The 24,281-nt window shown below is 42.3% G+C and carries 27 protein-coding genes and 1 pseudogene; 9 read left to right on the top strand and 19 right to left on the bottom strand.

What is annotated here, in order from left to right; translation table 11 throughout:
* The first annotated feature begins 35 nt into the window (after positions 1 to 35).
* The 4 genes from HMPREF9189_RS11360 (at position 36) to HMPREF9189_RS11345 (ending at position 4,228) form a co-directional block, all read left to right on the top strand.
* The gene (locus HMPREF9189_RS11360) at positions 36 to 1,328 is read left to right on the top strand and encodes a sugar ABC transporter permease (RefSeq protein WP_000414947.1); all 1,293 of its coding nucleotides are present in this window, start codon (positions 36 to 38) and stop codon (positions 1,326 to 1,328) included.
* A 1-nt stretch (position 1,329) separates the two neighbouring features.
* A complete protein-coding gene (locus HMPREF9189_RS11355; RefSeq protein ID WP_001065640.1) occupies positions 1,330 to 2,172 on the top strand; it encodes a sugar ABC transporter permease in 843 nt (280 codons plus the stop codon).
* A 259-nt stretch (positions 2,173 to 2,431) separates the two neighbouring features.
* On the top strand, positions 2,432 to 3,232 hold the full coding sequence (locus HMPREF9189_RS11350; protein ID WP_000938234.1) for a DUF1189 domain-containing protein: 801 nt from the start codon (positions 2,432 to 2,434) through the stop codon (positions 3,230 to 3,232).
* A gap of 9 nt (positions 3,233 to 3,241) precedes the next feature.
* Entirely contained in the window at positions 3,242 to 4,228 is a 987-nt protein-coding gene (locus tag HMPREF9189_RS11345) for a LacI family DNA-binding transcriptional regulator (protein ID WP_001145418.1), read from the top strand.
* A gap of 33 nt (positions 4,229 to 4,261) precedes the next feature.
* Here HMPREF9189_RS11345 and HMPREF9189_RS11340 read toward each other — a convergent pair whose 3' ends face one another.
* From HMPREF9189_RS11340 to hisS, 11 genes are all read right to left on the bottom strand, one after another.
* Entirely contained in the window at positions 4,262 to 5,203 is a 942-nt protein-coding gene (locus HMPREF9189_RS11340) for a YitT family protein (protein ID WP_000806299.1), read from the bottom strand.
* Positions 5,181 to 6,944, bottom strand: a complete 1,764-nt coding sequence (gene aspS, locus HMPREF9189_RS11335) for an aspartate--tRNA ligase (protein WP_000830918.1) — start codon at positions 6,942 to 6,944, stop codon at positions 5,181 to 5,183. Before aspS ends, HMPREF9189_RS11340 begins: the two co-directional genes overlap by 23 nt.
* A 151-nt stretch (positions 6,945 to 7,095) precedes the next feature.
* On the bottom strand, positions 7,096 to 7,314 hold the full coding sequence (locus tag HMPREF9189_RS11330) for a hypothetical protein (protein WP_000832176.1): 219 nt from the start codon (positions 7,312 to 7,314) through the stop codon (positions 7,096 to 7,098).
* 17 nt (positions 7,315 to 7,331) lie between these two features.
* On the bottom strand, positions 7,332 to 7,973 hold the full coding sequence (locus HMPREF9189_RS11325; protein WP_001050638.1) for a CPBP family intramembrane glutamic endopeptidase: 642 nt from the start codon (positions 7,971 to 7,973) through the stop codon (positions 7,332 to 7,334).
* A gap of 9 nt (positions 7,974 to 7,982) precedes the next feature.
* Positions 7,983 to 8,681 carry an ABC transporter permease gene (locus HMPREF9189_RS11320; protein ID WP_000488849.1) on the bottom strand — a complete coding sequence of 233 codons (699 nt, stop codon included), beginning with the start codon at positions 8,679 to 8,681 and terminating at the stop codon, positions 7,983 to 7,985.
* Positions 8,674 to 9,498 carry an ABC transporter ATP-binding protein gene (locus HMPREF9189_RS11315; RefSeq protein ID WP_000621670.1) on the bottom strand — a complete coding sequence of 275 codons (825 nt, stop codon included), beginning with the start codon at positions 9,496 to 9,498 and terminating at the stop codon, positions 8,674 to 8,676. The genes HMPREF9189_RS11320 and HMPREF9189_RS11315 overlap by 8 nt, the downstream gene beginning before the upstream one ends.
* A gap of 10 nt (positions 9,499 to 9,508) precedes the next feature.
* On the bottom strand, positions 9,509 to 10,243 hold the full coding sequence (locus HMPREF9189_RS11310; RefSeq protein WP_000730200.1) for a DUF3169 family protein: 735 nt from the start codon (positions 10,241 to 10,243) through the stop codon (positions 9,509 to 9,511).
* Between the two features lie 13 nt (positions 10,244 to 10,256).
* A complete protein-coding gene (locus tag HMPREF9189_RS11305; RefSeq protein ID WP_000713857.1) occupies positions 10,257 to 10,607 on the bottom strand; it encodes a PspC domain-containing protein in 351 nt (116 codons plus the stop codon).
* Positions 10,608 to 10,609: 2 nt separating this feature from the next.
* A complete protein-coding gene (locus tag HMPREF9189_RS11300; RefSeq protein ID WP_001046135.1) occupies positions 10,610 to 10,807 on the bottom strand; it encodes a hypothetical protein in 198 nt (65 codons plus the stop codon).
* Complete coding sequence (locus HMPREF9189_RS0102315; protein ID WP_000916948.1) at positions 10,804 to 11,010, bottom strand: helix-turn-helix transcriptional regulator; 207 nt, start codon at positions 11,008 to 11,010, stop codon at positions 10,804 to 10,806. Before HMPREF9189_RS0102315 ends, HMPREF9189_RS11300 begins: the two co-directional genes overlap by 4 nt.
* Before the next feature lie 143 nt (positions 11,011 to 11,153).
* A complete protein-coding gene (hisS, locus tag HMPREF9189_RS11295) occupies positions 11,154 to 12,434 on the bottom strand; it encodes a histidine--tRNA ligase (protein ID WP_000775896.1) in 1,281 nt (426 codons plus the stop codon).
* A gap of 167 nt (positions 12,435 to 12,601) precedes the next feature.
* Here hisS and HMPREF9189_RS11290 point away from each other — a divergent pair, with 167 nt between their 5' ends.
* Complete coding sequence (locus tag HMPREF9189_RS11290) at positions 12,602 to 12,943, top strand: metal-sulfur cluster assembly factor (RefSeq protein ID WP_001204052.1); 342 nt, start codon at positions 12,602 to 12,604, stop codon at positions 12,941 to 12,943.
* A gap of 211 nt (positions 12,944 to 13,154) precedes the next feature.
* Here the strand turns inward: HMPREF9189_RS11290 and ilvD are convergent, their stop codons facing one another.
* Positions 13,155 to 14,858, bottom strand: coding sequence for a dihydroxy-acid dehydratase (gene ilvD, locus HMPREF9189_RS11285; protein WP_000137345.1), 1,704 nt, complete (start codon positions 14,856 to 14,858; stop codon positions 13,155 to 13,157).
* A gap of 220 nt (positions 14,859 to 15,078) precedes the next feature.
* Between ilvD and rpmF the strand changes: the two genes are divergently transcribed.
* The 3 genes from rpmF to HMPREF9189_RS11270 all read left to right on the top strand — a co-directional run bounded on the left by rpmF (position 15,079) and on the right by HMPREF9189_RS11270 (position 16,023).
* The gene (gene rpmF / locus HMPREF9189_RS11280; protein ID WP_000290417.1) at positions 15,079 to 15,261 is read left to right on the top strand and encodes a 50S ribosomal protein L32; all 183 of its coding nucleotides are present in this window, start codon (positions 15,079 to 15,081) and stop codon (positions 15,259 to 15,261) included.
* A gap of 15 nt (positions 15,262 to 15,276) precedes the next feature.
* Positions 15,277 to 15,426, top strand: coding sequence for a 50S ribosomal protein L33 (gene rpmG, locus HMPREF9189_RS11275; RefSeq protein ID WP_001265622.1), 150 nt, complete (start codon positions 15,277 to 15,279; stop codon positions 15,424 to 15,426).
* A gap of 78 nt (positions 15,427 to 15,504) precedes the next feature.
* On the top strand, positions 15,505 to 16,023 hold the full coding sequence (locus HMPREF9189_RS11270; protein WP_000145157.1) for an HXXEE domain-containing protein: 519 nt from the start codon (positions 15,505 to 15,507) through the stop codon (positions 16,021 to 16,023).
* A gap of 133 nt (positions 16,024 to 16,156) precedes the next feature.
* Here HMPREF9189_RS11270 and rpsD read toward each other — a convergent pair whose 3' ends face one another.
* From rpsD to HMPREF9189_RS11235, 7 genes are all read right to left on the bottom strand, one after another.
* Entirely contained in the window at positions 16,157 to 16,768 is a 612-nt protein-coding gene (gene rpsD, locus HMPREF9189_RS11265; RefSeq protein ID WP_000092756.1) for a 30S ribosomal protein S4, read from the bottom strand.
* Between the two features lie 202 nt (positions 16,769 to 16,970).
* Positions 16,971 to 18,005 (bottom strand): cell wall metabolism sensor histidine kinase WalK, encoded by a 1,035-nt coding sequence (locus tag HMPREF9189_RS11260; RefSeq protein ID WP_000769394.1) that lies wholly within the window; start codon positions 18,003 to 18,005, stop codon positions 16,971 to 16,973.
* Positions 18,002 to 18,700, bottom strand: a complete 699-nt coding sequence (locus HMPREF9189_RS11255; protein ID WP_000751230.1) for a response regulator transcription factor — start codon at positions 18,698 to 18,700, stop codon at positions 18,002 to 18,004. Before HMPREF9189_RS11255 ends, HMPREF9189_RS11260 begins: the two co-directional genes overlap by 4 nt.
* Before the next feature lie 80 nt (positions 18,701 to 18,780).
* Positions 18,781 to 20,868, bottom strand: coding sequence for an SSURE domain-containing protein (locus HMPREF9189_RS11250; RefSeq protein WP_000671343.1), 2,088 nt, complete (start codon positions 20,866 to 20,868; stop codon positions 18,781 to 18,783).
* A gap of 156 nt (positions 20,869 to 21,024) precedes the next feature.
* Complete coding sequence (locus HMPREF9189_RS11245; RefSeq protein ID WP_001283889.1) at positions 21,025 to 21,690, bottom strand: TrkA family potassium uptake protein; 666 nt, start codon at positions 21,688 to 21,690, stop codon at positions 21,025 to 21,027.
* Between the two features lie 13 nt (positions 21,691 to 21,703).
* Positions 21,704 to 23,083, bottom strand: coding sequence for a TrkH family potassium uptake protein (locus tag HMPREF9189_RS11240; protein WP_000897937.1), 1,380 nt, complete (start codon positions 23,081 to 23,083; stop codon positions 21,704 to 21,706).
* A 33-nt stretch (positions 23,084 to 23,116) separates the two neighbouring features.
* Positions 23,117 to 23,881 (bottom strand): nucleoside phosphorylase, encoded by a 765-nt coding sequence (locus HMPREF9189_RS11235; protein ID WP_000615017.1) that lies wholly within the window; start codon positions 23,879 to 23,881, stop codon positions 23,117 to 23,119.
* A gap of 260 nt (positions 23,882 to 24,141) precedes the next feature.
* On the opposite strand from HMPREF9189_RS11235, the pseudogene HMPREF9189_RS12360 reads away from it, so the two are divergent.
* Positions 24,142 to 24,276: pseudogene (locus tag HMPREF9189_RS12360) on the top strand (MerR family transcriptional regulator); the annotation flags it as partial.
* Between the last annotated feature and the right edge of the window lie 5 nt (positions 24,277 to 24,281).

Genomic DNA, 24,281 nt, shown 5'->3' with positions numbered 1-24,281 from the left:
CGAGTTTTATCTCGCATCCTATGAAAGGAGTAATCATGGAAAAACAACAGCCTCGCAAAGCAGCCTTGCTGTCAATCATTCCTGGTTTAGGACAAATTTATAACAAACAAAAAGCGAAAGGTTTTATTTTCCTTGGTGTTACCGTTTTATTTGTTCTGTATTTTCTAACACTTGCAACCCCTGAATTGAGCAATTTGGTCACTCTTGGTGACAAACCTGGTCGTGACAATTCACTTTTCATGCTGATTCGCGGTGCTTTCCATTCTATCTTTGTTGTCGTTTACTTGCTCTTTTATATCTTTAATATCAAGGACGCACATACAACTGCTAAACGTATCAACAACGGTATTCCTGTAGCTCGTACCTTTAAGGATATGATTAAAGGTATTTATGAGAATGGATTCCCATACCTTTTGATCATCCCATCGTATGTAGCGATGACATTTGCGATTATCTTTCCAGTTATCGTAACCTTGATGATTGCCTTTACCAACTATGACTTCCAACATTTACCACCAAATAAATTGTTGGACTGGGTTGGTTTGACGAACTTCACAAACATCTGGAGCTTGAGTACCTTCCGTTCAGCCTTTGGTTCCGTTCTTTCTTGGACCATTATCTGGGCTTTAGCTGCTTCTACTTTGCAGATTGTTATTGGTATCTTTACAGCAATCATTGCTAACCAACCATTTATCAAAGGAAAACGTATCTTCGGTGTTATTTTCCTTCTTCCTTGGGCAGTTCCAGCCTTCATCACTATCTTGACATTCTCAAATATGTTTAATGATAGTGTCGGTGCTATCAACACCCAGGTCTTGCCTCTTTTGTCTAAGGTTCTTCCTTTCCTAGATGGAGCTCTTATCCCTTGGAAAACAGACCCAACTTGGACTAAGATTGCCTTGATTATGATGCAAGGTTGGCTAGGATTCCCATACATTTACGTTTTGACCTTGGGTATCTTGCAGTCTATTCCTAACGACCTCTACGAAGCGGCTTACATCGATGGTGCTAATGCTTGGCAAAAATTCCGCAACATCACTTTCCCAATGATTTTGGCTGTTGCAGCTCCAACATTGATCAGCCAATACACCTTCAACTTTAACAACTTCTCTATCATGTATCTCTTTAATGGTGGAGGTCCTGGTACTGTCGGAGGCGGAGCCGGTTCAACTGATATCTTGATTTCATGGATTTACCGTTTGACAACAGGTACATCTCCTCAATACTCTATGGCGGCAGCTGTTACCTTGATTATCTCAATTATTGTCATCTCTATCTCTATGATCGCATTCAAGAAACTACACGCATTTGATATGGAGGACGTCTAAGATGAATAACTCAATCAAACTCAAACGTAGACTGACTCAAACCCTCACTTACCTCTACTTGATTGGCCTATCAATCGTGATCATCTACCCACTTTTGATTACCATTATGTCAGCCTTCAAGGCAGGTAACGTCGCAGCCTTTAAACTAGATACTAACATCGACTTCAATTTTGATAACTTTAAAGGACTCTTTACTGAAACCTTGTATGGCACTTGGTACCTTAATACTTTGATTATTGCCTTTATCACAATGGCTGTTCAAACAAGTATCATCGTACTTGCTGGTTATGCCTACAGCCGTTACAACTTCTTGGCTCGTAAACAAAGTTTGGTCTTCTTCTTGATTATCCAAATGGTGCCAACCATGGCCGCATTGACCGCCTTCTTCGTTATGGCGCTTATGTTGAACGCCCTTAACCATAGCTGGTTCCTCATCTTCCTCTACGTCGGTGGAGGTATTCCGATGAATGCTTGGCTCATGAAAGGCTACTTTGATACCGTGCCAATGTCTCTTGACGAATCTGCAAAACTAGATGGTGCAGGACACTTCCGTCGCTTCTGGCAAATCGTTCTCCCTCTTGTTCGTCCAATGGTGGCTGTACAAGCCCTCTGGGCCTTCATGGGACCTTTCGGGGATTATATCCTCTCTAGTTTCTTACTTCGTGAGAAAGAATACTTTACTGTTGCCGTTGGTCTCCAAACCTTCGTTAGCAATGTGAAAAACATGAAGATCGCCTACTTCTCAGCAGGTGCTATCCTCATCGCTCTTCCAATCTGTATTCTCTTCTTCTTCCTACAAAAGAACTTTGTTTCAGGACTTACAAGTGGTGGCGACAAGGGATAATCTATCCCCGCCACCCTTTTTCATTTTATACTCTTCGAAAATCTCTTCAAACCACGTCAGCTTTATCTCCAACCTCAAAGCTGTGCTTTGAGCAACCTGCGACTAGCTTCCTAGTTTGCTCTTTGATTTTCATTGAGTATTAGCGATTGTTACTGTAAATAATATTCTTGCAACAAGCAATTTATCTCCTAGACTTGAAATAAAGCACATTTCTCTATATAATAATACTCATATAGAAAACACTTTTAGAAAGATGCCTATGCTTCCATATCCATTCTCGTATTTCTCTAGTATCTGGGGATTTCGTAAGCCCCTGTCAAAACGTTTCGGACTCAACTGGTTTCAATTGATTTTTACCAGTATTTTCTTGATTAGCTTGTCTATGGTTCCGATCGCCATTCAAAACAGCTCGCAGGAAACGTATCCGCTGGATACGTTTATCGATAATGTTTATACACCGCTGACAGATGAAGCCATCATGGACTTGTCAGAGAATACACAAATCGTTGATGGAAAGATGAACTACTCAGGTACGAAGAATCATCAGCCTTCTCTTTTGATTGGTTCAAGCCAAATCAAAGAATTGCCAGAGGACCTACAACTTCATTTTGATACGGAAGAACTCGTCATCAGTAAGGAAAGTAAGGAACTGACTCGCATTCGCTACCACGTGATTCAAACGGAGAGTTTCCAGAGTAAGGAAGATCTTACCCAGGCCATTTCTAAAGATTGGTATCAACAAAACCGGGTCTATATCAGTCTCTTTCTCGTTCTTGGTGCAAGCTTCCTCTTTGGATTGAATTTCTTCATTGTCTCTCTTGGGGCTAGCTTTCTTCTTTATATCACCAAAAAATCACGCCTCTTTTCATTTAGGACCTTTAAAGAGTGCTACCATTTTATCTTGAACTGTTTAGGATTACCAACTCTGATTACGCTTATTTGGGGACTTTTTGGTCAAAATATGACAACCCTTATCACTGTACAAAACATTCTTTTTGTTCTTTATCTGGTCACTATTTTTTACAAGACACATTTCCGTGATCCAGATTATCATAAATAGGAGATTTTTATGCCCGTGACGATTAAAGATGTGGCTAAAGCAGCAGGTGTCTCACCTTCAACTGTTACCCGCGTCATTCAAAATAAATCAACGATTAGTGATGAAACCAAAAAACGAGTTCGCAAGGCGATGAAGGAGCTCAACTACCATCCCAACCTCAATGCTCGTAGCTTGGTAAGTAGCTATACTCAGGTAATCGGTCTGGTGCTCCCTGACGACTCGGATGCCTTTTACCAAAATCCTTTCTTCCCATCTGTTCTACGAGGGATCGCCCAAGTGGCATCTGAGAACCACTATGCTATTCAGATTGCAACTGGGAAAGATGCAAAAGAGCGACTCAAAGCTATTTCCCAGATGGTCTATGGTAAGCGTGTAGATGGTTTGATTTTCCTCTATGCCCAAGAAGAGGATCCTTTGGTTAAACTAGTAGCCGATGAGCAATTTCCTTTCCTTATCTTAGGTAAATCTCTATCTCCCTTCATTCCGCTTGTCGATAATGACAATGTCCAGGCAGGTTTTGATGCGACAGAATATTTCATCAAAAAAGGATGCAAGCGAATTGCCTTCATCGGAGGAACCAAAAAACTTTTCGTAACACAAGATCGTCTAATGGGTTATGAGTTAGCTCTTAAACAATACCAACTTCCTATTGATCCCAATCTGACCTACTTTGCGACCGAATTTCTTGAAGATAATGGTTATCGCTTTAGTAAACTTCTCTTCGAACATGATCCAAATATTGATGCTATTATTACTATTGATAGCCTTCTTGCTGCAGGGGTCTGTGATTACATCGCAAAACACCAACTGGATGTCCCTGTCCTCAGCTTTGACTCGGTCAACCCTAAACTGAACTTGGCAGCCTATGTGGATATCAATAGTTTAGAACTCGGGCGCGTTTCCTTTGAAACCATTCTCCAGATCATCAACGATGCTAAAAACAATAAACAGATTTGTTACCGCCAGTTGATTGGACACAAAATTATCGAAAAATAAAGACCAGCCCCAAGGCTGGTCTTTTGAGTATTATTAATTGTCTGTTTCTACGAATCGTCCTAGGATGTGGACATTTTCGGATACAGAGACAAAGGCTGTCGGATCGACCTGTTTCATGATGTGTTTAAAATCATTAAACTCTGCTCGTGTGATAACTGTAATCAAGACTGCTTTTCTCTCATGATTATAGGTTCCTTCTGCATCGTGGATCATGGTTGCTCCGCGGTGCAATTTTTTATGGATTTTTGCAATTACCTTGTCAGGATTATTGGTCACAATCATGGCCTGCATGCGTTTTTGCTTGGTAAAGACCGCGTCTGTCACACGACTGGAGACAAAGATAGTAATCATGGAGTAGAGGGCGTATTTCCAACCAAAGGTCAATCCTGCTATCAGCATGATGGTTCCATTTACTAGGAAAGAAATACTACCGACATTCTTACCCGTTTTCTTTCGAATGGTCAGACTGACGATATCTGTACCTCCGCTAGAAATATTGTTACGGAGCGCAAAACCAATCCCCAAGCCCATGACAACACCCCCAAAAAGAGCATTGATAATAGGATCCTCTGTCAAGGTCACAACTGGTACAAGCTGGATAAAGAGGGAACTCATGGATACTGTGATAAAGGTAAAGATTGTAAACTTATGCCCAATCTGATACCAAGCCAAAATCATCAACGGAAAATTGATAGCATAAAAGGTTAGCGATATCGGAATGTAAAAACCAAACCAGTGATTACTCAAGGCAGAGATAATCTGTGCCAGACCTGTCGCACCACTGGAGTAAACGTGTCCTGGTTGAAAAAAGAAATTGACTGCTACCGCTGACAGAAAGCCATAAACCAGAGAAGCCGATACTTTCTCATCATATTTTTCCCGAGAGATACTTTGTAAAACTCGTAAGATTTTTATCTGATAAGCAAAGCGGCGCAGATAATAGCGCCACCGCTTAATTCGTTTTGCTTGTTTCATCTTCTTCTACTTGTAAGCTGAGTTCCTCTAGTTGTTTGAGAGCGACTGTTGATGGAGCTTGAGTCATTGGGTCGGTTGCCTTATTGTTCTTAGGAAAGGCAATGACTTCACGGATATTTTCTTCTCCTGCTAAGAGCATCACAAAACGATCAAGTCCAATAGCCAAGCCACCATGTGGTGGGAAACCATAGTCCATGGCTTCAAGAAGGAAGCCAAACTGGTCATTGGCTTCTTCAGCTGAGAAACCAAGAGCCTTGAACATGCGTTCTTGAAGGTCTTTTTGGTTGATACGAAGACTACCACCACCAAGCTCATAACCGTTCAAGACGATATCGTAAGCAATGGCACGAACCTTAGCCAAATCACCTTCTAATTCGTGGACTGTTTCTTCCTGTGGAAGGGTAAATGGATGGTGGGCGCTCATGTAGCGACCTTCTTCTTCAGACCATTCAAACATTGGCCAATCAACCACCCAAAGGAAATTGAATTTATCGTTATCAATCAAGTCAAGCTCTTTGGCAATACGTCCACGAAGGGCACCAAGGGTTGCATTGGCTACTTCAAGCGTATCCGCCACAAAGAGAACCAAGTCCTTCTCTTCAAGACCAAGCGCTGTTGTCAAGTCTGCTTGGATGCCAGTCAAGAATTTGGCAACTGGTCCGTTTAATTCTCCATCCACAACCTTGACCCAAGCAAGACCTTTGGCACCGTACTGTTTGGCTACTTCGGTCATCTTGTCGATGCCTTTACGTGAGTAGTTGTCTGCAGCTCCTTTGACCACAATGGCCTTAACGGCAGGTGCTTCTGAGAAAACTTTGAAATCAACACCCTTGACCACTTCTGTCAAGTCCTGAAGCAACATGTCAAAACGGGTATCTGGCTTATCAGAACCGTAAAGAGCCATCGCATCATCATACTTCATACGAGGGAATGGAAGCGTCACTTCGATTCCTTTTGTTTCTTTCATCACGCGCGCAATCAATCCTTCTGTAATATCTTGGATTTCTTGCTCACTAAGGAAAGACGTTTCTAAGTCGACCTGAGTGAACTCAGGCTGACGATCACCACGCAAGTCCTCGTCACGGAAACATTTGACGATTTGGTAATAACGGTCAAAACCAGCATTCATCAAGAGTTGCTTAGTGATTTGTGGACTTTGAGGAAGAGCGTAGAAATGTCCTTTATTGACACGAGATGGCACCAAATAGTCACGCGCACCTTCTGGTGTTGACTTAGAAAGGAATGGCGTCTCCACATCGATAAACTCCAACTCATCCAAGTAGTTACGGATTGAGTGGGTCACCTTGGCACGAAGCTTAAGGTTTTTCAACATTTCTGGACGACGAAGGTCAAGGTAACGGTAACGCAAACGTGTATCGTCATTGGCCTCAATCCCATCTTTAATCTCAAAAGGTGTTGTTTTGGCTGTATTCAACACTGTCAGAGCTGTCACATTTAACTCAACCGCACCAGTCGGCAACTTATCATTGGCTTGCTCACGCGCAGCGACTTGTCCAGTCACCTCAATGACAAACTCGCTACGAAGGCTTTCAGCTGTTGCCATAACTTCTGCTGAAACTTTTTCAGGGTTGATAACCAACTGCATGATCCCTTCACGGTCACGAAGGTCGATAAAAATCAAACCACCAAGGTCACGACGACGCCCAACCCATCCTTTCAAGGTCATTTCTTGTCCGATATGTTCCTCACGAACACGACCAGCATACATACTACGTTTCATTGTTTCTCTCCTCTTTTATTCTGTTACTATTTTACCATAAAAGCGCAGGCACTTCATGAAAATCAGCAGAAAAGTTTGATTGCCTTTAGAAATCAAAACGAACAGACAAAAAATCCGATGAAAACGTCATCGAATTCTCTGATTATGATTCTTAACCTTTTTTACGCTTTTCAGCAATCTCCGCTGCCTTTTTAGGTAGAACAATCTCCGTCGCATACGCCGAAGCAAAACGCAAGACACCTGCAATAGGCGCAAAGACAACTGCTAGATAGTTGTAAAAGAAATCGCCTTTAAAGGCATAGGCAAGTGCCCCGATGATAAAGAAGAGAACGACCGCCTGTATCACTGCTAATAAAATTACTCGTTTCATGTGACCTCCTGACTCTATTATAGCATGAGTATCATCAAAAAGCCGATTAAATTATTCAAAGCGTGGAGAGAAATGCTGTAAAGAAGACCTTTTCGGTTCACATAAGCTAGACCCAAACTCAATCCCAGACTGGCATAAACTAAAAACTGTTGCAAAGTCCCTGGAAAATGAATCAAGGCAAAAAGAACACTCGATACGAGTAGAAACAGAGCTGTCTGTTTGCTGTTGTTCTGCTTAGGAAAGAAATAGCGCGCCAGCATCCCTCTAAAGATGAGTTCTTCTGTCAGAGGAGCAAAGACTACCACCATAAAGAAACCAAATACAGGCTGAGCCACTGTCAGTTGAGATACGATTTGTTGATTGACTGACGGATCTTCTGGCAGAAAGAACTGGGCTGTAATCGCTACTAGCAAAACCAGAGTTGGCAACCAGATATAACGATTAAAAGCTGTTGTCTGGATGCTAACCTTTTCTGTCTGATACCATCTGTAAACTCCATAAACATAGGCCCCTGACAGAGCGATATAGAGTGGCAAGACTCCAAAGATCGAAGCCCCTAGGTCAAGCGCTGATAAAGCCATACTCTGAACCAGACCATAGCCAAAGAAAAAAGATAGGACAGCTAGAAGAAACCAGCCAAGATTTTTAAGTAAGTTCATATGGGCCTCCTATTTCCCTTTATAACTATTTTTCAATACTAAGAGACTAGCTAATCCTAGCAAAAGGACCCATGCTAGCAAAAGACCAAGACTTCTCAAAGATAACTCTCCACCACCTGCTTTTAACAGACTTACCAATGGACCAATGAAAGAATAGTCCAACAATTTTTGCGCAGTTTCATTTTGAACAGCAAGAGTGGGCAAGAAAGAGAAGGTTAGCATAGGAAAAATACTATACACTTGCGCCTTAGACTGAGTATCTGATACTGCACCGATAAGAATGTTAAGAAAGATAATGCTGATAGTTGCCAGAAGCAGATAGAGACCATAGGTAAGAAAGTAGTTTGTCAAATCAACTTTAAGATATAGAGGGAGAACAACCATCGAAAAAAGCACCACTAGAAGAGGAAGAGCCATCATGCTCAGAGTATACTCCGTTGCTGTCACACCACTTAGTATGAGGGATTTAAGATTACGTTTTTCCTTGTCCTCAGCCATCATAATCGATACCATATAACCACTTCCCATACTCAAGACCATCGTCAGACTCATAGAGAGGAGAAACATAGTCAATTCTCCACTCTTGTTTAAGAACTCATTATATAGGATAGCAATACCAAAGGGCATCAATAATGTCGCTAACAAGGTTGAATTACTAATAAGAACTTGTAACCTTAACCAAAGAAGGGCATTTAATTTTCTAAACATCTAACTTTTCTCCTGTCAATCTAATAAAGATTTCCTCTAAAGTCGGTTCACAAGAATGAACAGCAATCAGATCTGTTGTATCCAGATGAGGCAATTCTTCAAAAGGAACCACTTGTTCGCGTCCATCTTGGTAGCGTAAACGAACCTTTTTATCCTCATGGTATTTCTGGATAATCTCTTGTGGACTGCCATACTCAATCAAGTTTCCCTTATTTAAAAGAGAGAGTCGATCACAAAGCAAGGTTGCTTCATTCATATCGTGGGTTGTTAAGAAAATCGTTGTCCCAGCCTGCTTCAGTTCCTGCAAGAGAGCATGAATCGATTTTGAGGTGGTAGGATCAAGACCACTTGTTGGCTCATCTAGAAAGAGGATTTTGGGAGCATTTAGAAGAGCACGAGCCAAGAACATCCGTTGTTTCATACCTGTGGATAGTTTTTCCGCGATAAGGTTTTTGGCATCTGATAACCCAACTTGATCAAGCACTGTATCTACTCTAGAAGTTTTAAGACCATATAATTTTGCATAAATGAGCAGATTTTTATAGAGGCTCATCTTTTCATAAAAACCACTGCTATCACTAACAATCCCGATTTGTTCCAAATCATTTGAAGTCAAATTTCGAGAGGACTTTCCTAGAAGAACGGTCTCACCCTGATCTGCAGCTAACTGCCCCGTCAGAACATTGATCATAGTTGTTTTACCTGAACCTGAAGGCCCTAGGAAGCCAAAAATTTCACCCTCTTGAATCTCAAAAGAAATCTGATTCAGAGCTTTCTTGCCTCCAAAACTTTTGCTTACATTTTCAACACGAATCATAGGAACTCCTTTATTTGAAATAACGTTTTACCATAGGTAATTGCATCACATTGATATAAATATGGATCGCTCCTACAAGCAAGAAGGCTAGTAACTGAATCTCTCCTGTCAATAAAGAAAAGATAGCAATCAAAAAATAGAGACCTGGCAAGACATACTGATTTAATTGGAATAAAATTCGAAAACTTTGTTCCAAATTAGCCTGACGCTCCCCTTCATCATAGGAATTTATGTAGTCCAAGACATCCTTTGGTGTAGAGAAGAATTCCAAATCAAACTGACGAACGATCGCAATGGTCTTATAGAGATATTTTTGAGCACTGAAAATCATCACTAATGCCAAAAAAGAAAGAGATAAGGTTATATAGCTGATATTTAGTACAATGACTTCACTACCTGAGATGAAAAGAGCCAAAAAAATCGCTACACCTGCACTATTAAAAGCAATAGTTCCAAACTCGAGATTACGATACATTTGTACATAATAGGTTTCATTCAGATCATCATCCATTTCCTCGTGATACAAGGAGTGAAATGTTCTGCTTTTCTTTAAGAAATCGAAAGTCAAAAACATACTAATGAAACCTAACAGTAAACAAATAGATGATATCCATGGAGTCACGGTTTTGACATCTAAAATGGTTCCGTAGTTTTCGGTATAGGCCTTAAACATCTCTGCAAACATGCCCAAGAAGCCTCCCAAGATAACAGCCATTAAAAACAACAATCCACGTTTCTTTTTCATATTCATCCTCTTTCTAAACTAATCCAACCAACCACTGACCAAAGTCCTTACCTGACTCAAAGATAGCGACCAAACCTTCTGTTCCAAGTGACACCAAAATCAAACAAACAGCAAACAAGAGAATAGCTTGGTTTCTAGCTTTTTTTGCTCCATCTCCCAAGGGTTCATTGCCAAGCCAACCTGCTAGATAGGCATAGAGAGTTACTGTTATAATCCCAATCTCTGTCGAAGAGAGAAACAGCAAGACTGTCACCAAACGAACGATATTGGCTTGAATGTTAAAATAATTTCCTAAACCTGCACAAACACCCGCAAGTTCTTTGTGCTCAGTATCGACTTGAAAACCTGCTAAAAACTTTTTCATATTCATTCTCCTTTTTCACTTGCTAGATTTTTGAATTTCTTTTCAATCCAGTCAACTACTGGGATGAGAGCAAAGTAGGCCCAAATAAATTGGTCACTTTGATAGGAACTAAACCAGCCTAGGTCCATCCCAATCAATAGAAATACACTGACTAATAAAGCTATGGCAACTACATAATAAATTACTTTATACTTGTTCATTCCTCATCCTCCTCTATACGAAATACCGACTCGACTGGTTCATTGAATATCTGTGAAATCTTCAGGGCGATCACAACTGACGGGGTGTATTCGTCCCGTTCTAGTAGGCTAATGGTCTGTCTGGAAACTCCTGCTAGCTTGGCCAGTTCGGTCTGATTGAGACCATCACGAGCCCGAAGCTCTTTTAAACGATTTTTTAGCATTCCCTTCTCCTTTATTCTTAACTTGCTTACATTGTAACACATCTTTTTCTTTTTGACAAGTATAATTGTCAAAAAGTTTATGATTTTTGTCATTTTGTAAAAGAAACTGGTCGGGAGTAAGATCCCGACCAGTTTATCTGTCATTAAAATCCTAGTTTTTCAAATACTTCTGAAAAGTTTTGGCTGATAACATCAAGCGTAACTTCCACTTCTTCTCGAGTTTGGTTGTTCTTAACTGTCACTTGTCCGCTTTCGACTTCACTCTCGCCTAGCGTGATGAGGGTCTTAGCCGCAAAGACATCGGCTGACTTGAACTGAGCTTTGAGCTTCCGATTAAGGTAATCACGCTCTGCTTTGAAGCCTTGTTGGCGAAGGGCTTGTACCAATTCCAAGGCCTTAACATTTGCTTCTTCGCCCAAGACTGCGATATAGACATCTAAAGCATTTTCAATAGGGAGGGCCACACCTTGCTTTTCAAGGATGAGGAGCAGACGCTCTACACCAAGTCCAAAACCAAATCCAGCAGTTTCAGGACCACCAAAGTAAGCAACCAAACCATCGTAACGACCACCTGCACAGACAGTCAAGTCATTGCCCTCGATTTCAGTGATAAACTCGAAAATCGTGTGGTTGTAGTAGTCCAGACCACGCACCATATTGGTATCGATGATATAGTCTACACCCAGATTTTCCAACATCTGACGCACAGCATCAAAGTGAGCCTGGCTTTCTGCATCAAGGAAGTCCAAGATAGACGGCGCATTCTCCACAGCCACCTTGTCTTCTTTTTCCTTAGAGTCCAAGACACGGAGAGGATTTTCCTCCAAACGACGTTGGCTATCCTTAGACAAGGTCTCCTTGAGTGGTGTCAAATAGTCGATCAAAGCCTGACGGTAGGCAGCACGACTCTCAGGATTTCCAAGAGTGTTGAGGTGCAATTTGACACCTTGAATGCCGATTTCTTTCAAGAAATGGGCTGCCATAGCGATGGTTTCCACATCGGTAGCTGGATTGCTAGAGCCAAAGCACTCGACACCAATCTGGTGGAACTGGCGCAAACGACCTGCCTGTGGACGCTCATAACGGAACATAGGGCCCATGTAATAGAACTTACTTGGCTTTTGCACTTCTGGAGCGAAGAGTTTATTTTCCACATAGGAACGAACAACGGGCGCAGTTCCTTCTGGACGAAGGGTGATATGGCGGTCACCCTTGTCATAAAAATCGTACATTTCCTTGGTTACGATATCCGTCGTATCTCCGACAGAGCGACTGACGACCTCGTAATGCTCAAAAATAGGCGTGCGCACTTCCGCATAGTTATAGCGCTTGAAAATTTCACGGGCAAAGCCCTCAACGTACTGCCACTTGGCAGACTCAGCAGGTAAAATATCCTGCGTTCCTTTTGGTTTTTGTAATTTCATAGGGAATCCTCTTTAAACTTAATAGTCTTATTTTACCATAAATAGAGGGATTAAAACAGTGAGAGTAGAAAATCTCAAGAGAGTCTTTTCAGAAAATTCATCAAAAACTTGCCAAATTGTCAGAATTATGAGAAAATAGAGGATATTTATCACGTGGAGGGACTGTTATGAGAGACGATATCAAAATCAATGACCGCGCTTTGGCCTTACAAGACCAAATTATCGAAAAACTAGAGAAGGTTTTTGATACAGATGTGGAATTGGATGTGTATAATCTAGGGCTGATTTATGAAATCAATCTGGACGAAACAGGTCTCTGCAAGATTGTCATGACTTTCACTGATACTGCCTGCGATTGTGCAGAAAGTTTGCCTATCGAAATCGTAGCAGGTCTGAAACAAATCGAAGGTATCGAAGATGTCAAGGTTGAAGTCACCTGGTCACCTGCTTGGAAGATCACACGAATCAGTCGCTACGGCCGTATTGCCCTTGGACTGCCACCTCGTTAATACTCTTCAAAAATCAAATTCAAACCACGTCAGCGTCGGCTTGTCGTAGTACGGTTACTGACTTCGTCAGTTCTATCCACAACCTCAAAACAGTGTTTTGAGCAACCTGCACCTAGCTTTCTAGTTTGCTCTTTGATTTTTATTGAGTATAAGCAGGCAAATCACTTTTGAAGATGAAAAGAAGCAAGCCGAAATGGCTTGCTTTTTGAGTTTATTTTTTACCTGACTTGTCCGTATTCCAGAAGTCTGTCACGGCCCCGCGTGAAGCAGATGATACGATATGGGCATATTTACCGAGGACACCACGGCTGTAAAGTGGTGGCAAGGTTGTTTCTGCCTTGCGTTTTTCAAGTTCTTCTTCGGATACGGCCATAGAAATTTCTTTGGTATCTTGGTCAACCGTAACGATATCACCTGTACGAAGGTAAGCAATCGGTCCACCATCCTGAGCTTCAGGGGCGATATGTCCAACAACCAGACCATAAGTACCACCTGAGAAACGGCCATCCGTCAAGAGGGCAACCTTGTCTCCTTGACCTTTACCAACGATCATGGATGAAAGTGACAGCATCTCAGGCATACCAGGACCACCCTTAGGTCCAACGAAACGGACAACGACAACATCGCCATCAACGATTTCATCTGTCAGAACAGCCTGGATAGCATCTTCTTCTGAGTCAAAGACCTTAGCTGGTCCAACGTGACGACGCACTTTAACACCTGATACTTTAGCAACCGCGCCATCAGGGGCAAGGTTCCCGTTCAAGATAATAAGTGGTCCGTCTGCACGTTTTGGATTTTCCAGTGGCATGATGACTTTTTGACCTGGTGTGAGGTCTGCAAAGTCGGTCAAGTTTTCAGCGACAGTCTTACCAGTACATGTAATGCGGTCTCCGTGAAGGAAACCATTTGCCAACAGGTACTTCATAACAGCAGGCACACCACCGACTTCGTAGAGATCTTGGAAGACATACTGACCAGAAGGTTTCAAGTCGGCCAAGTGAGGTACACGCTCTTGGATTGTATTGAAGTCCTCAAGTGACAAGTCAACATTAGCCGCATGGGCAATGGCAAGCAAGTGAAGAGTGGCATTGGTTGACCCACCGAGAGCCATGGTTACTGTAATGGCATCTTCAAAAGCTTCACGAGTCAAGATATCTGATGGTTTGAGACCAAGCTCCAGCATCTTGACAACAGCTCGTCCTGCTGCTTCGATATCTTCTTTCTTGTCAGCTGATTCAGCTGGGTGAGATGAAGATCCTGGCAAACTCATACCGAGAACTTCGATAGCAGTCGCCATGGTATTAGCTGTATACATACCACCACAGCCACCAGGGCCAGGGCAGGCATTACATTCAAGACGCTTCACGTCCTCAGCTGTCATGTCACCATGGTTCCACTTACCGATTCCTTCAAATACAGAAACCAAGTCGATGTCTTTGCCATCAAGATTTCCAGGGGCGATAGTACCACCGTAAGCGAAAATAGCTGGGATATCCATATTGGCAATGGCAATCATAGAACCAGGCATGTTCTTGTCACAGCCACCGATAGCGACAAAGGCATCGACGTTGTGACCACCCATAGCCGCCTCGATGGAGTCCGCGATGATGTCACGAGATGTTAGAGAGAAACGCATACCAGGCGTTCCCATGGCGATCCCGTCTGCTACGGTAATGGTTCCAAATTGTACAGGCCAGGCGCCAGCAGATTTGACACCTTCTTTAGCCAGTTTCCCGAAATCATGCAAGTGAATGTTACATGGTGTATTTTCCGCCCAAGTTGAAATCACTCCCACAATCGGTGTTTCAAAGTCCTTATCTGTCATACCAGTCGCACGAAGCATAGCACGGTTAGGTGATTTCACCATGCTGTCATAAATGCTACTGCGGTGACGTTTATCTAATTCAGTCATCTTATCCCTCCCGTTTCAGTTTTTACTATTATAGCACAATTTCCGCATGAAGAACAGAATAAAATTCTTGAATTTTCAGAAAATTCCGATTAACAACTTCTAATTTTTTCATCTTTTTTTGTCAAGTAACTTTACTTTACAAAAAAAATGTGTTATCCTAGTATGGTTGATGAAAATCAGTAGATTGAATCGAATTTAAATACCTAAAGGAGAAATCAAAATGGCAGTACCTGCACGTCGCACTTCAAAAGCGAAGAAAAACAAACGTCGTACACACTACAAAGTAACAGCTCCATCTGTAAACTTTGACGAAACTACTGGAGATTACTCACGTTCTCACCGTGTATCACTTAAAGGATACTACAAAGGACGTAAAATCGCTAAAGCTGCATCAGCTGAATAATAGAAGGGAGATACCATGCGCGTAAATATTACACTTGAACACAAAGAATCTGGTGAACGCTTGTACCTTACTTCTAAAAACAAACGTAACACTCCAGACCGCCTTCAATTGAAGAAATACTCACCAAAACTTCGCAAACACGTTGTGTTCACCGAGGTGAAATAAGCATACCTAACTCAAAACGCCTTACTGGGCGTTTTTTGCTTTATTTGCTAGCAGTCTATAGCTTTTCAGGAGAGATTTATGACATTTTATCTTTGGATGTTTCCTCTACTATTTATCTTTCACGATATGGAAGAAATTATAGGTCTTGTCCCTTGGATCCGTCTCAACGAAACCTTGCTGGCCCAGAAGGCTCCAGCTATTCTCAAGATCCACAAAGGAATTACAACAGAGGAATTTGCCCTCGCTGTTTTTGAGGAATTCATCCTTGTCTTATCCATCACTTTCTTAGCATATGTTACTCAATCTAGAGCGCTCAAATTAGTTTGGTTAGGGGGATTTGCAGCATTTGCGCTTCATCTCTTGCTCCATATCGGACAATCAATCCTTCTTCGCAAGTATATCCCTGCTCTGATTACTTCTATCCTCTGTTTTCCTGTCAGTGCTTATTTGATTACAGACATCGTACATTTGTGGCAGGTTTCGACTAGCGAATTTTTCCTATTTTCACTGGTCGGTTCAGGTATTGTCGTTATCAATCTCCTCTTTGCTCTCTGGCTTGGGAGAAAGTATTCCACCTGGCTTGTTCATTACCATTAACAAAAGTTCCTTGCAATTTCAATTTGCAGGGAATTTTTTTATCTTCCTTCACAGTTAGGAAGTGTTCTATAGTTTTTTTAAGACAAAGCAAAAAGCCCACTGTTGTAGGCTTCTTGCAATATAAAGTCTTATCTTAAAGCATTTTGTTGTAGAATTCAACGACAAGTGCTTCGTTGATTTCTGGGTTGATTTCGTCGCGTTCTGGCAAGCGAGTCAATGAACCTTCCAATTTTTCAGCGTCGAATGATACGAATGCTGGACGTCCAAGAGTTGCTTCAACAGCTTCAAGGATTGCTGGAACTTTCAATGATTTTTCACGAACTGAGATCACTTGACCTGGAGTTACGCGGTATGATGGGATATCAACGCGTTTTCCGTCAACAAGGATGTGACCATGGTTTACGAATTGACGAGCTTGACGACGAGTAGTCGCAAGACCAAGACGGTAAACAACGTTATCCAAACGACGTTCCAAAAGAAGCATGAAGTTGAAACCTAGGATTCCGCCTTTGATTTTTGTAGCTTGTACGAACAAGTTACGGAATTGTTTTTCACCTACACCGTAAGTGAAACGAAGTTTTTGTTTTTCAGCCAATTGCAAACCGTATTCTGACAATTTAGAACGGTTGTTTGGTCCGTGTTGTCCTGGTACGTAGTTACGACGTGCCAATTCTTTACCTGTACCTGTAAGTGAAAGGCCGAGGCGACGAGCTTGTTTCCAAGATGGTCCTGTATAACGTGACATATGTATGTCCTCCTGATATAAATAATATTTCGGTGGAAATAGTCACTTAGAAAGCCCTGATTCGTGCAGATGCCCTTCGCCTAAACAGCCAAGGTTACTTGTCATAAGACACCTGTTGACGAGCTTCATGCTTTCCTGCTGCTATTTCACACAAAGGCTATTGTATCATGAAAAGCTCGATTTGTAAAGGGATTTTAGAGTTTTATTTCAAATTGAGGCTGAATGTAAACTTGCTACCTAAGCCATACTGGCTTTCTGCTGTGATTTCGCCACCAAGCTGATGGGCTAGTTCTCGTGCAATCGCAAGTCCTAATCCATGCCCACCTGTCTTCATATTGCGCGAAGTTTCTACACGATAAAGTCGTTTAAAGATCTTTTCCAAATCCTCAGGATGAATCCCCTGCCCCTCGTCTTTCACACTGATTGTCAGCTCTTGTTCTGTTAATTGGGCAAGAACTTCGATTCTGGTTCCTGGTTCTGAATATTTAAAGGCATTGTTTAACAAATTGACCAGAATGCGAGAAAGTTTGTCAGAATGGCTCTTGATTTTCGCTGACTCAGGTGATACTTGAATGTAAACATCCCGCTCCTCTTGTTCAATCTGGAGTTGAAATTCACTCATTGACTCAATCAACAACTGATCTAAAAAGACCTCTTCGACTTCTTCATCAGCAGTATCTTGAGGTTGTGTGTTAAGAGTCAAAACATCCAATTCCTCTACTAGCTTGTTTAGACGCTCGGTTTGCCGACCAATCGTGGTTAAATAGTGGAGCCGCTCCTCTTCCTTAATCACTCCATCTAGAATTCCCTCCACAGTAACCTGAATGGAGGTAATGGGAGTTTTAATATCGTGAGAGAGCTGCGCAATCATCATTCTCTTTTCTTGCTCGCTCTCATCAAGTGATTGAAAGGTAGCTTGTAAATTGTGGGACATGTCATTAAAAGCTTGGCCCAGCTCTTGAAATTCTAATGGGCCTTTGGTTTCGATTTCTGTGCTGAAATCCTTGCTTGCTATATCCTGAGCTTGTTTTTTCAAATGTTTCAGAGAAGAGAACACTGGCGACAAAAGAAAGATGCTCACTGCAGCGCCAATGAAACTAGCAATCAAGGTCATTCCAACTAGAAAGTAAACTTCACTTTTCTCAATCAACATTCGTTGGACTGCCCAGAAAACGACCAAAATCGTTAGTAGAGTCGACACTAGATACCCCACTAAAATATAGTTTTTTAATTTCATTTTCTACCTCTTGGTTTTTCCATCTTATAGCCCAAACCCCAGACAGTTTTGATAGCAGGAGCATTTGAATTTGTATACTTGGTCAACTCTTGCCTCAAAGCATGGATATGAACATTGAGTGTATTGGTATCATCCACATAGTCCTCTTGCCATACCTTCTCGTAAAGTTCCGTCTTTGAAAAGACTCTCTCAGGATTGCTGGCTAATACCCATAGAAGTTCAAAGGATTTCACGGTCAATTCCAAAGGTTGATCCCCAATGCGAACCTCATGAGTCACATGGTTGATTACCAAGTCACCAAACTCAATCTGTTCTGTCTCTCTTCCACGGCTAAGGCGACGCAAGATATTATTTACTCTTAAAACCAATTCGCGTGGGCTAAAGGGTTTGACTATAAAATCATCTGCCCCCAAACTTAATCCATAAATCTTATCCTGTTCGCTTGTCTTAGCAGTTGTAAAGAGGAAGGGTTGAGCCGGAGCGATATACTGAACTTCACTGATAAAATCATAACCGTCCATATTGGGCATCATGATATCTGTGATGATGAGGTCGATAGATTTTTTTCTGAAAAGTTCTAATCCCTCCTTGCCATCATGGGCGACTAAAACATCGTATCCTGCCTGTAAAAGATAGCGATTTTGAATATCTAGAATATCTATCTCATCATCAACCAGCAAAATTGTCTTTTTCATCTGACACTCCTTCGATAAAAACAGTGTTATACTTGCTTTAGTATAACACTATTTTCTCTAATGTTTAAATGATTTGAATCTTAATCTTCTCGTTTGGTTGTCAAACCCAAAAGTCCAACAAGACCTGCCAAGGCTAGACCAAAGATACCAAGGCCAGCTGTAGCCGTTTTAGCTTCCCCAGTATTTGGTAACATCGCTTTATCATCTTTTTTCATCATATTAGCCATTGGGCTAGAAGCTGGTTGATCTACTTTCATATCTGACATATGGTGATTTGTACCCATCATACCCTCAGTCGTACCTGTAGAGCCTGTTTCAGAAGGCTTCGTATTCATCTGACCTTGTTGAGATGGTGTTGACGCCATTTCTTTTCCACGAAGCTGAATCGTTACTTGACGAGTTGCGATAAGATTGGTCAAATCAGGTTTACCATCTTTAGAACCATACACTTTGACAGTAGCTTGGTAAGTGTGAGTGCCATTGGCACGAAGTTGGTCTAGAAGGGCTTGTCCTTCTTTGCCTGTCGTGTTGCCATTCAAATCCACTTCGTAGAAATATTGGCCTTTAGCCAAGCCTTCAAGTGGCAATAACGCTGGGTTATTCGCTGTTCCATTGTCTGACCATGGAGCTTTGTCTGATGCTTTTAACAAGAGGCGAGTCAACATACCATCTCCACCAAAAGCTTCGTATGGAATAACTTGGTTGACACCGGCCAAGAAAGGTCCAGGAACCTTAGCCTTATCAAGGTAGCTAGCTGGAACATCAATCATGTCTTTGATATTGTTAACAACAGACTCTTTAACCTGACTTGGTGTGGTTAAACCATTCAAATTAACAGTCAAATCTTTAGTTGCTACCAGATTAGTTAAGTCAGGCTTGCCGTCTTTTGAACCGTACACCTTGATGGTAGCCTTATAGCTTTGCGTACCATTTTGTTTCAAGAGGTCAAGCAACTCTTTATCTGATTTTCCTTGGGTGCCTGCCAAGTCTACTTCGTAGAAGTAAAGACCTTTGCCCAATTTCTCTACTGGTGGGAGAGCAGAATTTTTAGCTGAGCCGTTGTCTGACCATGGGGCTTTATCTGAGGCTTTTAACAAGAGGCGAGTCAACATACCATCTCCACCAAAAGCTTCGTATGGAATGACTTGGTTGACACCAGCTGTAAATGGTCCTGGGAAATTGGCTTTGTCAAGATAGCTAGCTGGGACATCTACTGTATCTTTGGTGTTGTCGGCCACACCTTTTTGCACTTCAGCTGGTGTGGTCAAGCCGTTCAAATTAACAGTCAAATCTTTAGTCGCTACCAGATTAGTTAAGTCAGGCTTGCCATCTTTCGCACCGTACACCTTGATGGTTGCCTTATAACTTTGAGTTCCATTTTGTTTCAAGAGGTCAAGCAGCTCTTTGTCAGATTTGCCTTGGGTGCCTGCCAAATCCACTTCGTAGAAGTAAAGGCCTTTGCCCAATTTCTCTACTGGTGAGAGAGCTGGATTTTTAGCCGTTCCGTTGTCTGACCATGGAGCCTTATCAGAGGCTTTCAAGATAAGGCGAGTCAACATACCATCTCCACCAAAGGCTTCGTATGGAATAACTTGGTTGACACCGGCTGTGAAGGGACCAGGGAAGTTAGCCTTGTCCAAGTAAGTGGCTGGGACATCTACTGTATCTTTGGTGTTGTCAGCCACACCTTTTTGCACTTCAGCTGGGGTGGTTGCTGCTTGCGCTTCACTGGCTTCACGGTCTTGTACAGAAACTGTAGACGCAGGACTTTCCACAGGTTTAACTGCATCTTCTGTTTGTTTCTTAGAGTCAGGTTGTGCTTGCACTTCTTCTTTTGGTGCTACTACTAGCTCTTTAGCAGTTGCGTCCGCTTTTTCTGAAGAGCTTGTCGTATCCACACTTACTTTAGGTGTTGGAACAGACTGCTCTGAAGGAAGAGCTACATCGACTGCTTTTTTGAGAGCCTCTGCTGGTAAGTCGCTCTTTTCACTCACCGAAGTTGCGTCTGGCACGACTTGGGCAGGAGTCGGATTGACGACATCAGCACGTGCAGAACTTGGTTGTCCAACTAGGACAAAGAAGCCACTGGCCACAACAACTGAGGCAACACCGACACTAAGACGGCGAATAGACCAACGAGTATATCTTTGATTTGGATTGAATTTCATAGGATTCTCCTTAGAGTTTTTCTTTTTTTTAATGACTCTAGTATAATCTCCTAAAATTAAAAAGGATTAAGAAAAAGTTAAAATTTTTCTTAAATCCCTCTTATAAAATACTTATATTGACTCAATAGTTATTGGAAAAAAGCAGCCCTTCCTCTCCTACTCACTCAGCTCTGTTAGAGTATCCAAATGTTGGTTATTAATCACCGCCATGATATAGGCGCCTGACCGTAAAAGGTCATCAGGACCGAATTGAACATCTAGAGGAGCATTTTCATAGTCACGAAATCCAAGTACATTGAGGTTGTATCGTCCACGTAAATCTAGCTGGCTAAGGCTTTTCCCTGCCCAAGATTGGGGGATTCTCATCTCGACAATTGAAACATTCTTGTCCAACTGAAAGACATCTACGCTGTTATGAAAGAGAATTCTCTGCGCTAACGAACGTCCCATTTCAAATTCCGGTGAGATGACCGAGTCCGCACCAATTTTCTCCAGTACCTTTTTGGCCATGTGACTTTTTACCTTGGCAATGACGGTCGGCACCCCTAGACTTTTACAGTGCATGACTGCAAGAACACTGGATTCTAGATTTTCCCCCGTTGCGACAACCACGGTATCGCAGGTGTCAATTCCAGCTGATAGAAGGAGTTCTTCATCCGTGATATCCCCAACTACCCCACGCGCCAGCACGGGTTCAAATTGATTAATGCGCTCCTCGTGGTCATCAATAGCAATGATATTCATATGATGCTTGGCAAGAGCAGCCAAAACACTGCTCCCAAAAATTCCCAAGCCTAAAATTCCAATCGTCCGATCTGACATCGTTCTTCCTTTCTTATCCAATGGTGATATCTGCTTTCATATAGTGAATCGTATCTTTCTTGTCTGGCTTATATTCTGCTAAGCTGACCAGTAGTGTCAAGGGGCCAATACGGCCAATAAACATCAGCAACATAACGATACTAAGGGCTAACTTACCTAACTCTGGTGTTAAATTTGCCGTTACCCCAACAGTAGCAAGTGCTGAAATGGTCTCAAACATGAGATAGATAAAGCGCGGATTTCCTTCTGCTGTTATCCCTAGTAAAATCAAGCCCAGTAAGAAAGTCAGCAAGAAGATAATAAAGACACTGAAAGATTTTTGTACGGTTCGAGGTTCAATGGTCCTCCGAGCTACATTGGCATGAGGCAAGCCCAATAATTCACTGCGAGCAAAGACCAACAAGACAAAGAAGGTCGTAATCTTGAGTCCCCCTGCTGTCCCTCCAGGTGCCCCGCCCAGAAACATCTGCAAAATGTAGATCAGTAAGGTAACTGGTCGAGCCTGGGTGTAGTCAATAGAGGCAAAGCCTGCTGTCCTCATACTGACAGTCTGGAAGAAACTAACCAATAGTTTCTCTGGGACGCTGAGATTCCCAATCGTCCCTGGATTGTTCCACTCGATTAAGAGAGTCGATACTGTTCCAAAGAGCAAAATTCCCGCCGTTAAAAAGAGAACCAACTTGGTATGGAAACGCAGGCGGCGTTTTTTCTTTTTCCCAAACTGGATCGCTAGGTCAAACCAGACCATAAATCCTAGGCCACCCGTTATAATCAATCCTGCAATCACTAGATTGATCAAAGGGTCCGTCTGAAAGACTGCTAAACTCGTACTTCCAAAATTATCAAATCCAGCATTGCAGAAAGCTGAAATAGCCAAAAAGATAGAGGTTAGAATCCCTCGCCCCCATCCAAATTCAGGAATGAAGCGGAAACTCAGGAGAAAGGCACCGAGCCCTTCTACCAGAAAAGTCGTCAAAAAGATCGAGCGGATGAAGTCCCTTAAGGACTGGGTTTCCCCATAACTAAAACTTTCTTGAATAGTCTCACGGCTACGAAGACTGAGCTTTTGTTTCCCTTGGATATAAAAGATTCCGATAAAGGTCATAAGCCCCAAACCACCGATCTGGATTAACAGCATGCAAATCAACTGGCCCCAGATATTGTAAGTAGAGGCCACCGGCTGGGTGAAGAGCCCTGTCACACAGACCATGGACACAGTCGTAAAGAGATGGTCAAAGTAGGTCGCTTGTGACGTTGTTGCTTGAGCAAAGGGGAGGCTTAAAAGGAGCGAGCCCAAGAAGATAACTAAGGCAAAACTTAAAAAGATGCGACGGGCTGGTGATAATCGAACCAGCGTCGTCTTGATTTTTTCCAAAAAAGATTTGAATAACATAGCTACATTGTACCATAAAAACAGTAAGAGCACTCACATGTGGTGCACAATAGCAAAACAGAGTTCGAGCGCCTTATCAAAAGCTTCCGAACCCCAGTCACGACTGTCGTAGTTATCTAGATCCACCAGGGAATCTGCAGTAAAGAGCAGTTCTCCCCAGACAACCCTACGTAACTGAGCTACTGCCGCAAGAGCAGAGCACTCCATCTCCACAACAGCACAACCTTCTTCCTTACGATAAGCAACCTTTTCAGCTGTCTCTCGGTAAAAACCATCTGTCGTCCAGGTCATAACTTCCTCATAAGGAATGCCTCTTTGTTCCAAGACTTGCTCAATGGCAGAGATAACCTCAATCTGCATCTCCATATAACGAGAAGGTGCTGCATAATGGTAGCTGGTTCCCTCATCTCGCAGAGCCCGAACAGGGACGAGAAAGGCATTTTCCTCTATATCGGCTAGGACGCCACAGGTTCCAGTGGAAATGATTTGCTCCACACCATAGCCAATCAACCAATCCATAAACTGGGCTGCTGGAGCTGAACCAACAGGAGCCTGAGCCAGACAGACCTCCTTGCCCTTGTAGTTCACGACATAGATTGGATAAGTCTTGGTGGCAGAAACAAATTCGCCGACACAGTCCGCTCCTGCTTCCTGAGCGTAGCGGTCAATCTCTTCCTCCAAAAAAGCATAGATACACTTCTTTGGCAACTTTAAGTCCAATCCCTCATGTGTTGGCATAAGGACCGCCTGGGGATTGTCATCAAACTCCAAAATGGGAATCGCATGTTTCTGAATCATAGCCCGCCTCCTCTAATTTTGTACTATTGTATCAAAAGCTGACGGAGTGTCAAGGAGGAAGCTAATGCACTGAGAGTAAAAACAATACAATCGCAACTTTTTGACAGATACTCTTCTTAATGGTACCATGGACTTGCTTAAAAGTTCGATGAAATAAGCATATAAGAGAATACCACCTGTTGTGTACCGCACCCCAAAAGTTAGATTTTCTCTGTCTAACTTTTGGGGTGCAGTACATTGATGCGGGAGGTCTATTTTAGTTATAAGCTCTGCTACATTTTCACCAAGCTCTAATCCAAGCTGAATATACTCCTGTGGATGATTATATCTGCGAGGTCATCCAAGAGCAGCACCGCGATATGTTCATCCGGATGCAAGTTCAGATAGAGGGATAAAAACG

It is taken from the genome of Streptococcus sp. oral taxon 071 str. 73H25AP (assembly GCF_000146755.1).
Lineage (GTDB): Bacteria > Bacillota > Bacilli > Lactobacillales > Streptococcaceae > Streptococcus > Streptococcus oralis_T.
This window is presented reverse-complemented; position numbering and strand designations above follow the sequence as displayed.

What these genes read in the sequence shown, in the direction of transcription:
- HMPREF9189_RS11325 (WP_001050638.1), bottom strand. Translation starts at nt 7,973, where the DNA reads ATGAACTTACTTAAAAATCTTGGCTGGTTTCTTCTAGCTGTCCTATCT.
- HMPREF9189_RS11355 (WP_001065640.1), top strand. Translation starts at nt 1,330, where the DNA reads ATGAATAACTCAATCAAACTCAAACGTAGACTGACTCAAACCCTCACT.
- HMPREF9189_RS11360 (WP_000414947.1), top strand. Translation starts at nt 36, where the DNA reads ATGGAAAAACAACAGCCTCGCAAAGCAGCCTTGCTGTCAATCATTCCT.
- HMPREF9189_RS11245 (WP_001283889.1), bottom strand. Translation starts at nt 21,690, where the DNA reads ATGTCAGATCGGACGATTGGAATTTTAGGCTTGGGAATTTTTGGGAGC.
- HMPREF9189_RS11310 (WP_000730200.1), bottom strand. Translation starts at nt 10,243, where the DNA reads ATGAAAAAGAAACGTGGATTGTTGTTTTTAATGGCTGTTATCTTGGGA.
- HMPREF9189_RS11260 (WP_000769394.1), bottom strand. Translation starts at nt 18,005, where the DNA reads ATGAAATTAAAAAACTATATTTTAGTGGGGTATCTAGTGTCGACTCTA.
- HMPREF9189_RS11300 (WP_001046135.1), bottom strand. Translation starts at nt 10,807, where the DNA reads ATGAACAAGTATAAAGTAATTTATTATGTAGTTGCCATAGCTTTATTA.
- HMPREF9189_RS11240 (WP_000897937.1), bottom strand. Translation starts at nt 23,083, where the DNA reads ATGTTATTCAAATCTTTTTTGGAAAAAATCAAGACGACGCTGGTTCGA.
- aspS (WP_000830918.1), bottom strand. Translation starts at nt 6,944, where the DNA reads ATGAAACGTAGTATGTATGCTGGTCGTGTTCGTGAGGAACATATCGGA.
- HMPREF9189_RS11330 (WP_000832176.1), bottom strand. Translation starts at nt 7,314, where the DNA reads ATGAAACGAGTAATTTTATTAGCAGTGATACAGGCGGTCGTTCTCTTC.
- HMPREF9189_RS11290 (WP_001204052.1), top strand. Translation starts at nt 12,602, where the DNA reads ATGAGAGACGATATCAAAATCAATGACCGCGCTTTGGCCTTACAAGAC.
- HMPREF9189_RS11270 (WP_000145157.1), top strand. Translation starts at nt 15,505, where the DNA reads ATGACATTTTATCTTTGGATGTTTCCTCTACTATTTATCTTTCACGAT.
- HMPREF9189_RS11340 (WP_000806299.1), bottom strand. Translation starts at nt 5,203, where the DNA reads ATGAAACAAGCAAAACGAATTAAGCGGTGGCGCTATTATCTGCGCCGC.
- HMPREF9189_RS11315 (WP_000621670.1), bottom strand. Translation starts at nt 9,498, where the DNA reads ATGATTCGTGTTGAAAATGTAAGCAAAAGTTTTGGAGGCAAGAAAGCT.
- hisS (WP_000775896.1), bottom strand. Translation starts at nt 12,434, where the DNA reads ATGAAATTACAAAAACCAAAAGGAACGCAGGATATTTTACCTGCTGAG.
- HMPREF9189_RS0102315 (WP_000916948.1), bottom strand. Translation starts at nt 11,010, where the DNA reads ATGCTAAAAAATCGTTTAAAAGAGCTTCGGGCTCGTGATGGTCTCAAT.
- ilvD (WP_000137345.1), bottom strand. Translation starts at nt 14,858, where the DNA reads ATGACTGAATTAGATAAACGTCACCGCAGTAGCATTTATGACAGCATG.
- HMPREF9189_RS11305 (WP_000713857.1), bottom strand. Translation starts at nt 10,607, where the DNA reads ATGAAAAAGTTTTTAGCAGGTTTTCAAGTCGATACTGAGCACAAAGAA.
- HMPREF9189_RS11255 (WP_000751230.1), bottom strand. Translation starts at nt 18,700, where the DNA reads ATGAAAAAGACAATTTTGCTGGTTGATGATGAGATAGATATTCTAGAT.
- HMPREF9189_RS11320 (WP_000488849.1), bottom strand. Translation starts at nt 8,681, where the DNA reads ATGTTTAGAAAATTAAATGCCCTTCTTTGGTTAAGGTTACAAGTTCTT.
- HMPREF9189_RS11250 (WP_000671343.1), bottom strand. Translation starts at nt 20,868, where the DNA reads ATGAAATTCAATCCAAATCAAAGATATACTCGTTGGTCTATTCGCCGT.
- rpmF (WP_000290417.1), top strand. Translation starts at nt 15,079, where the DNA reads ATGGCAGTACCTGCACGTCGCACTTCAAAAGCGAAGAAAAACAAACGT.
- HMPREF9189_RS11345 (WP_001145418.1), top strand. Translation starts at nt 3,242, where the DNA reads ATGCCCGTGACGATTAAAGATGTGGCTAAAGCAGCAGGTGTCTCACCT.
- rpmG (WP_001265622.1), top strand. Translation starts at nt 15,277, where the DNA reads ATGCGCGTAAATATTACACTTGAACACAAAGAATCTGGTGAACGCTTG.
- HMPREF9189_RS11350 (WP_000938234.1), top strand. Translation starts at nt 2,432, where the DNA reads ATGCTTCCATATCCATTCTCGTATTTCTCTAGTATCTGGGGATTTCGT.
- HMPREF9189_RS11235 (WP_000615017.1), bottom strand. Translation starts at nt 23,881, where the DNA reads ATGATTCAGAAACATGCGATTCCCATTTTGGAGTTTGATGACAATCCC.
- rpsD (WP_000092756.1), bottom strand. Translation starts at nt 16,768, where the DNA reads ATGTCACGTTATACAGGACCATCTTGGAAACAAGCTCGTCGCCTCGGC.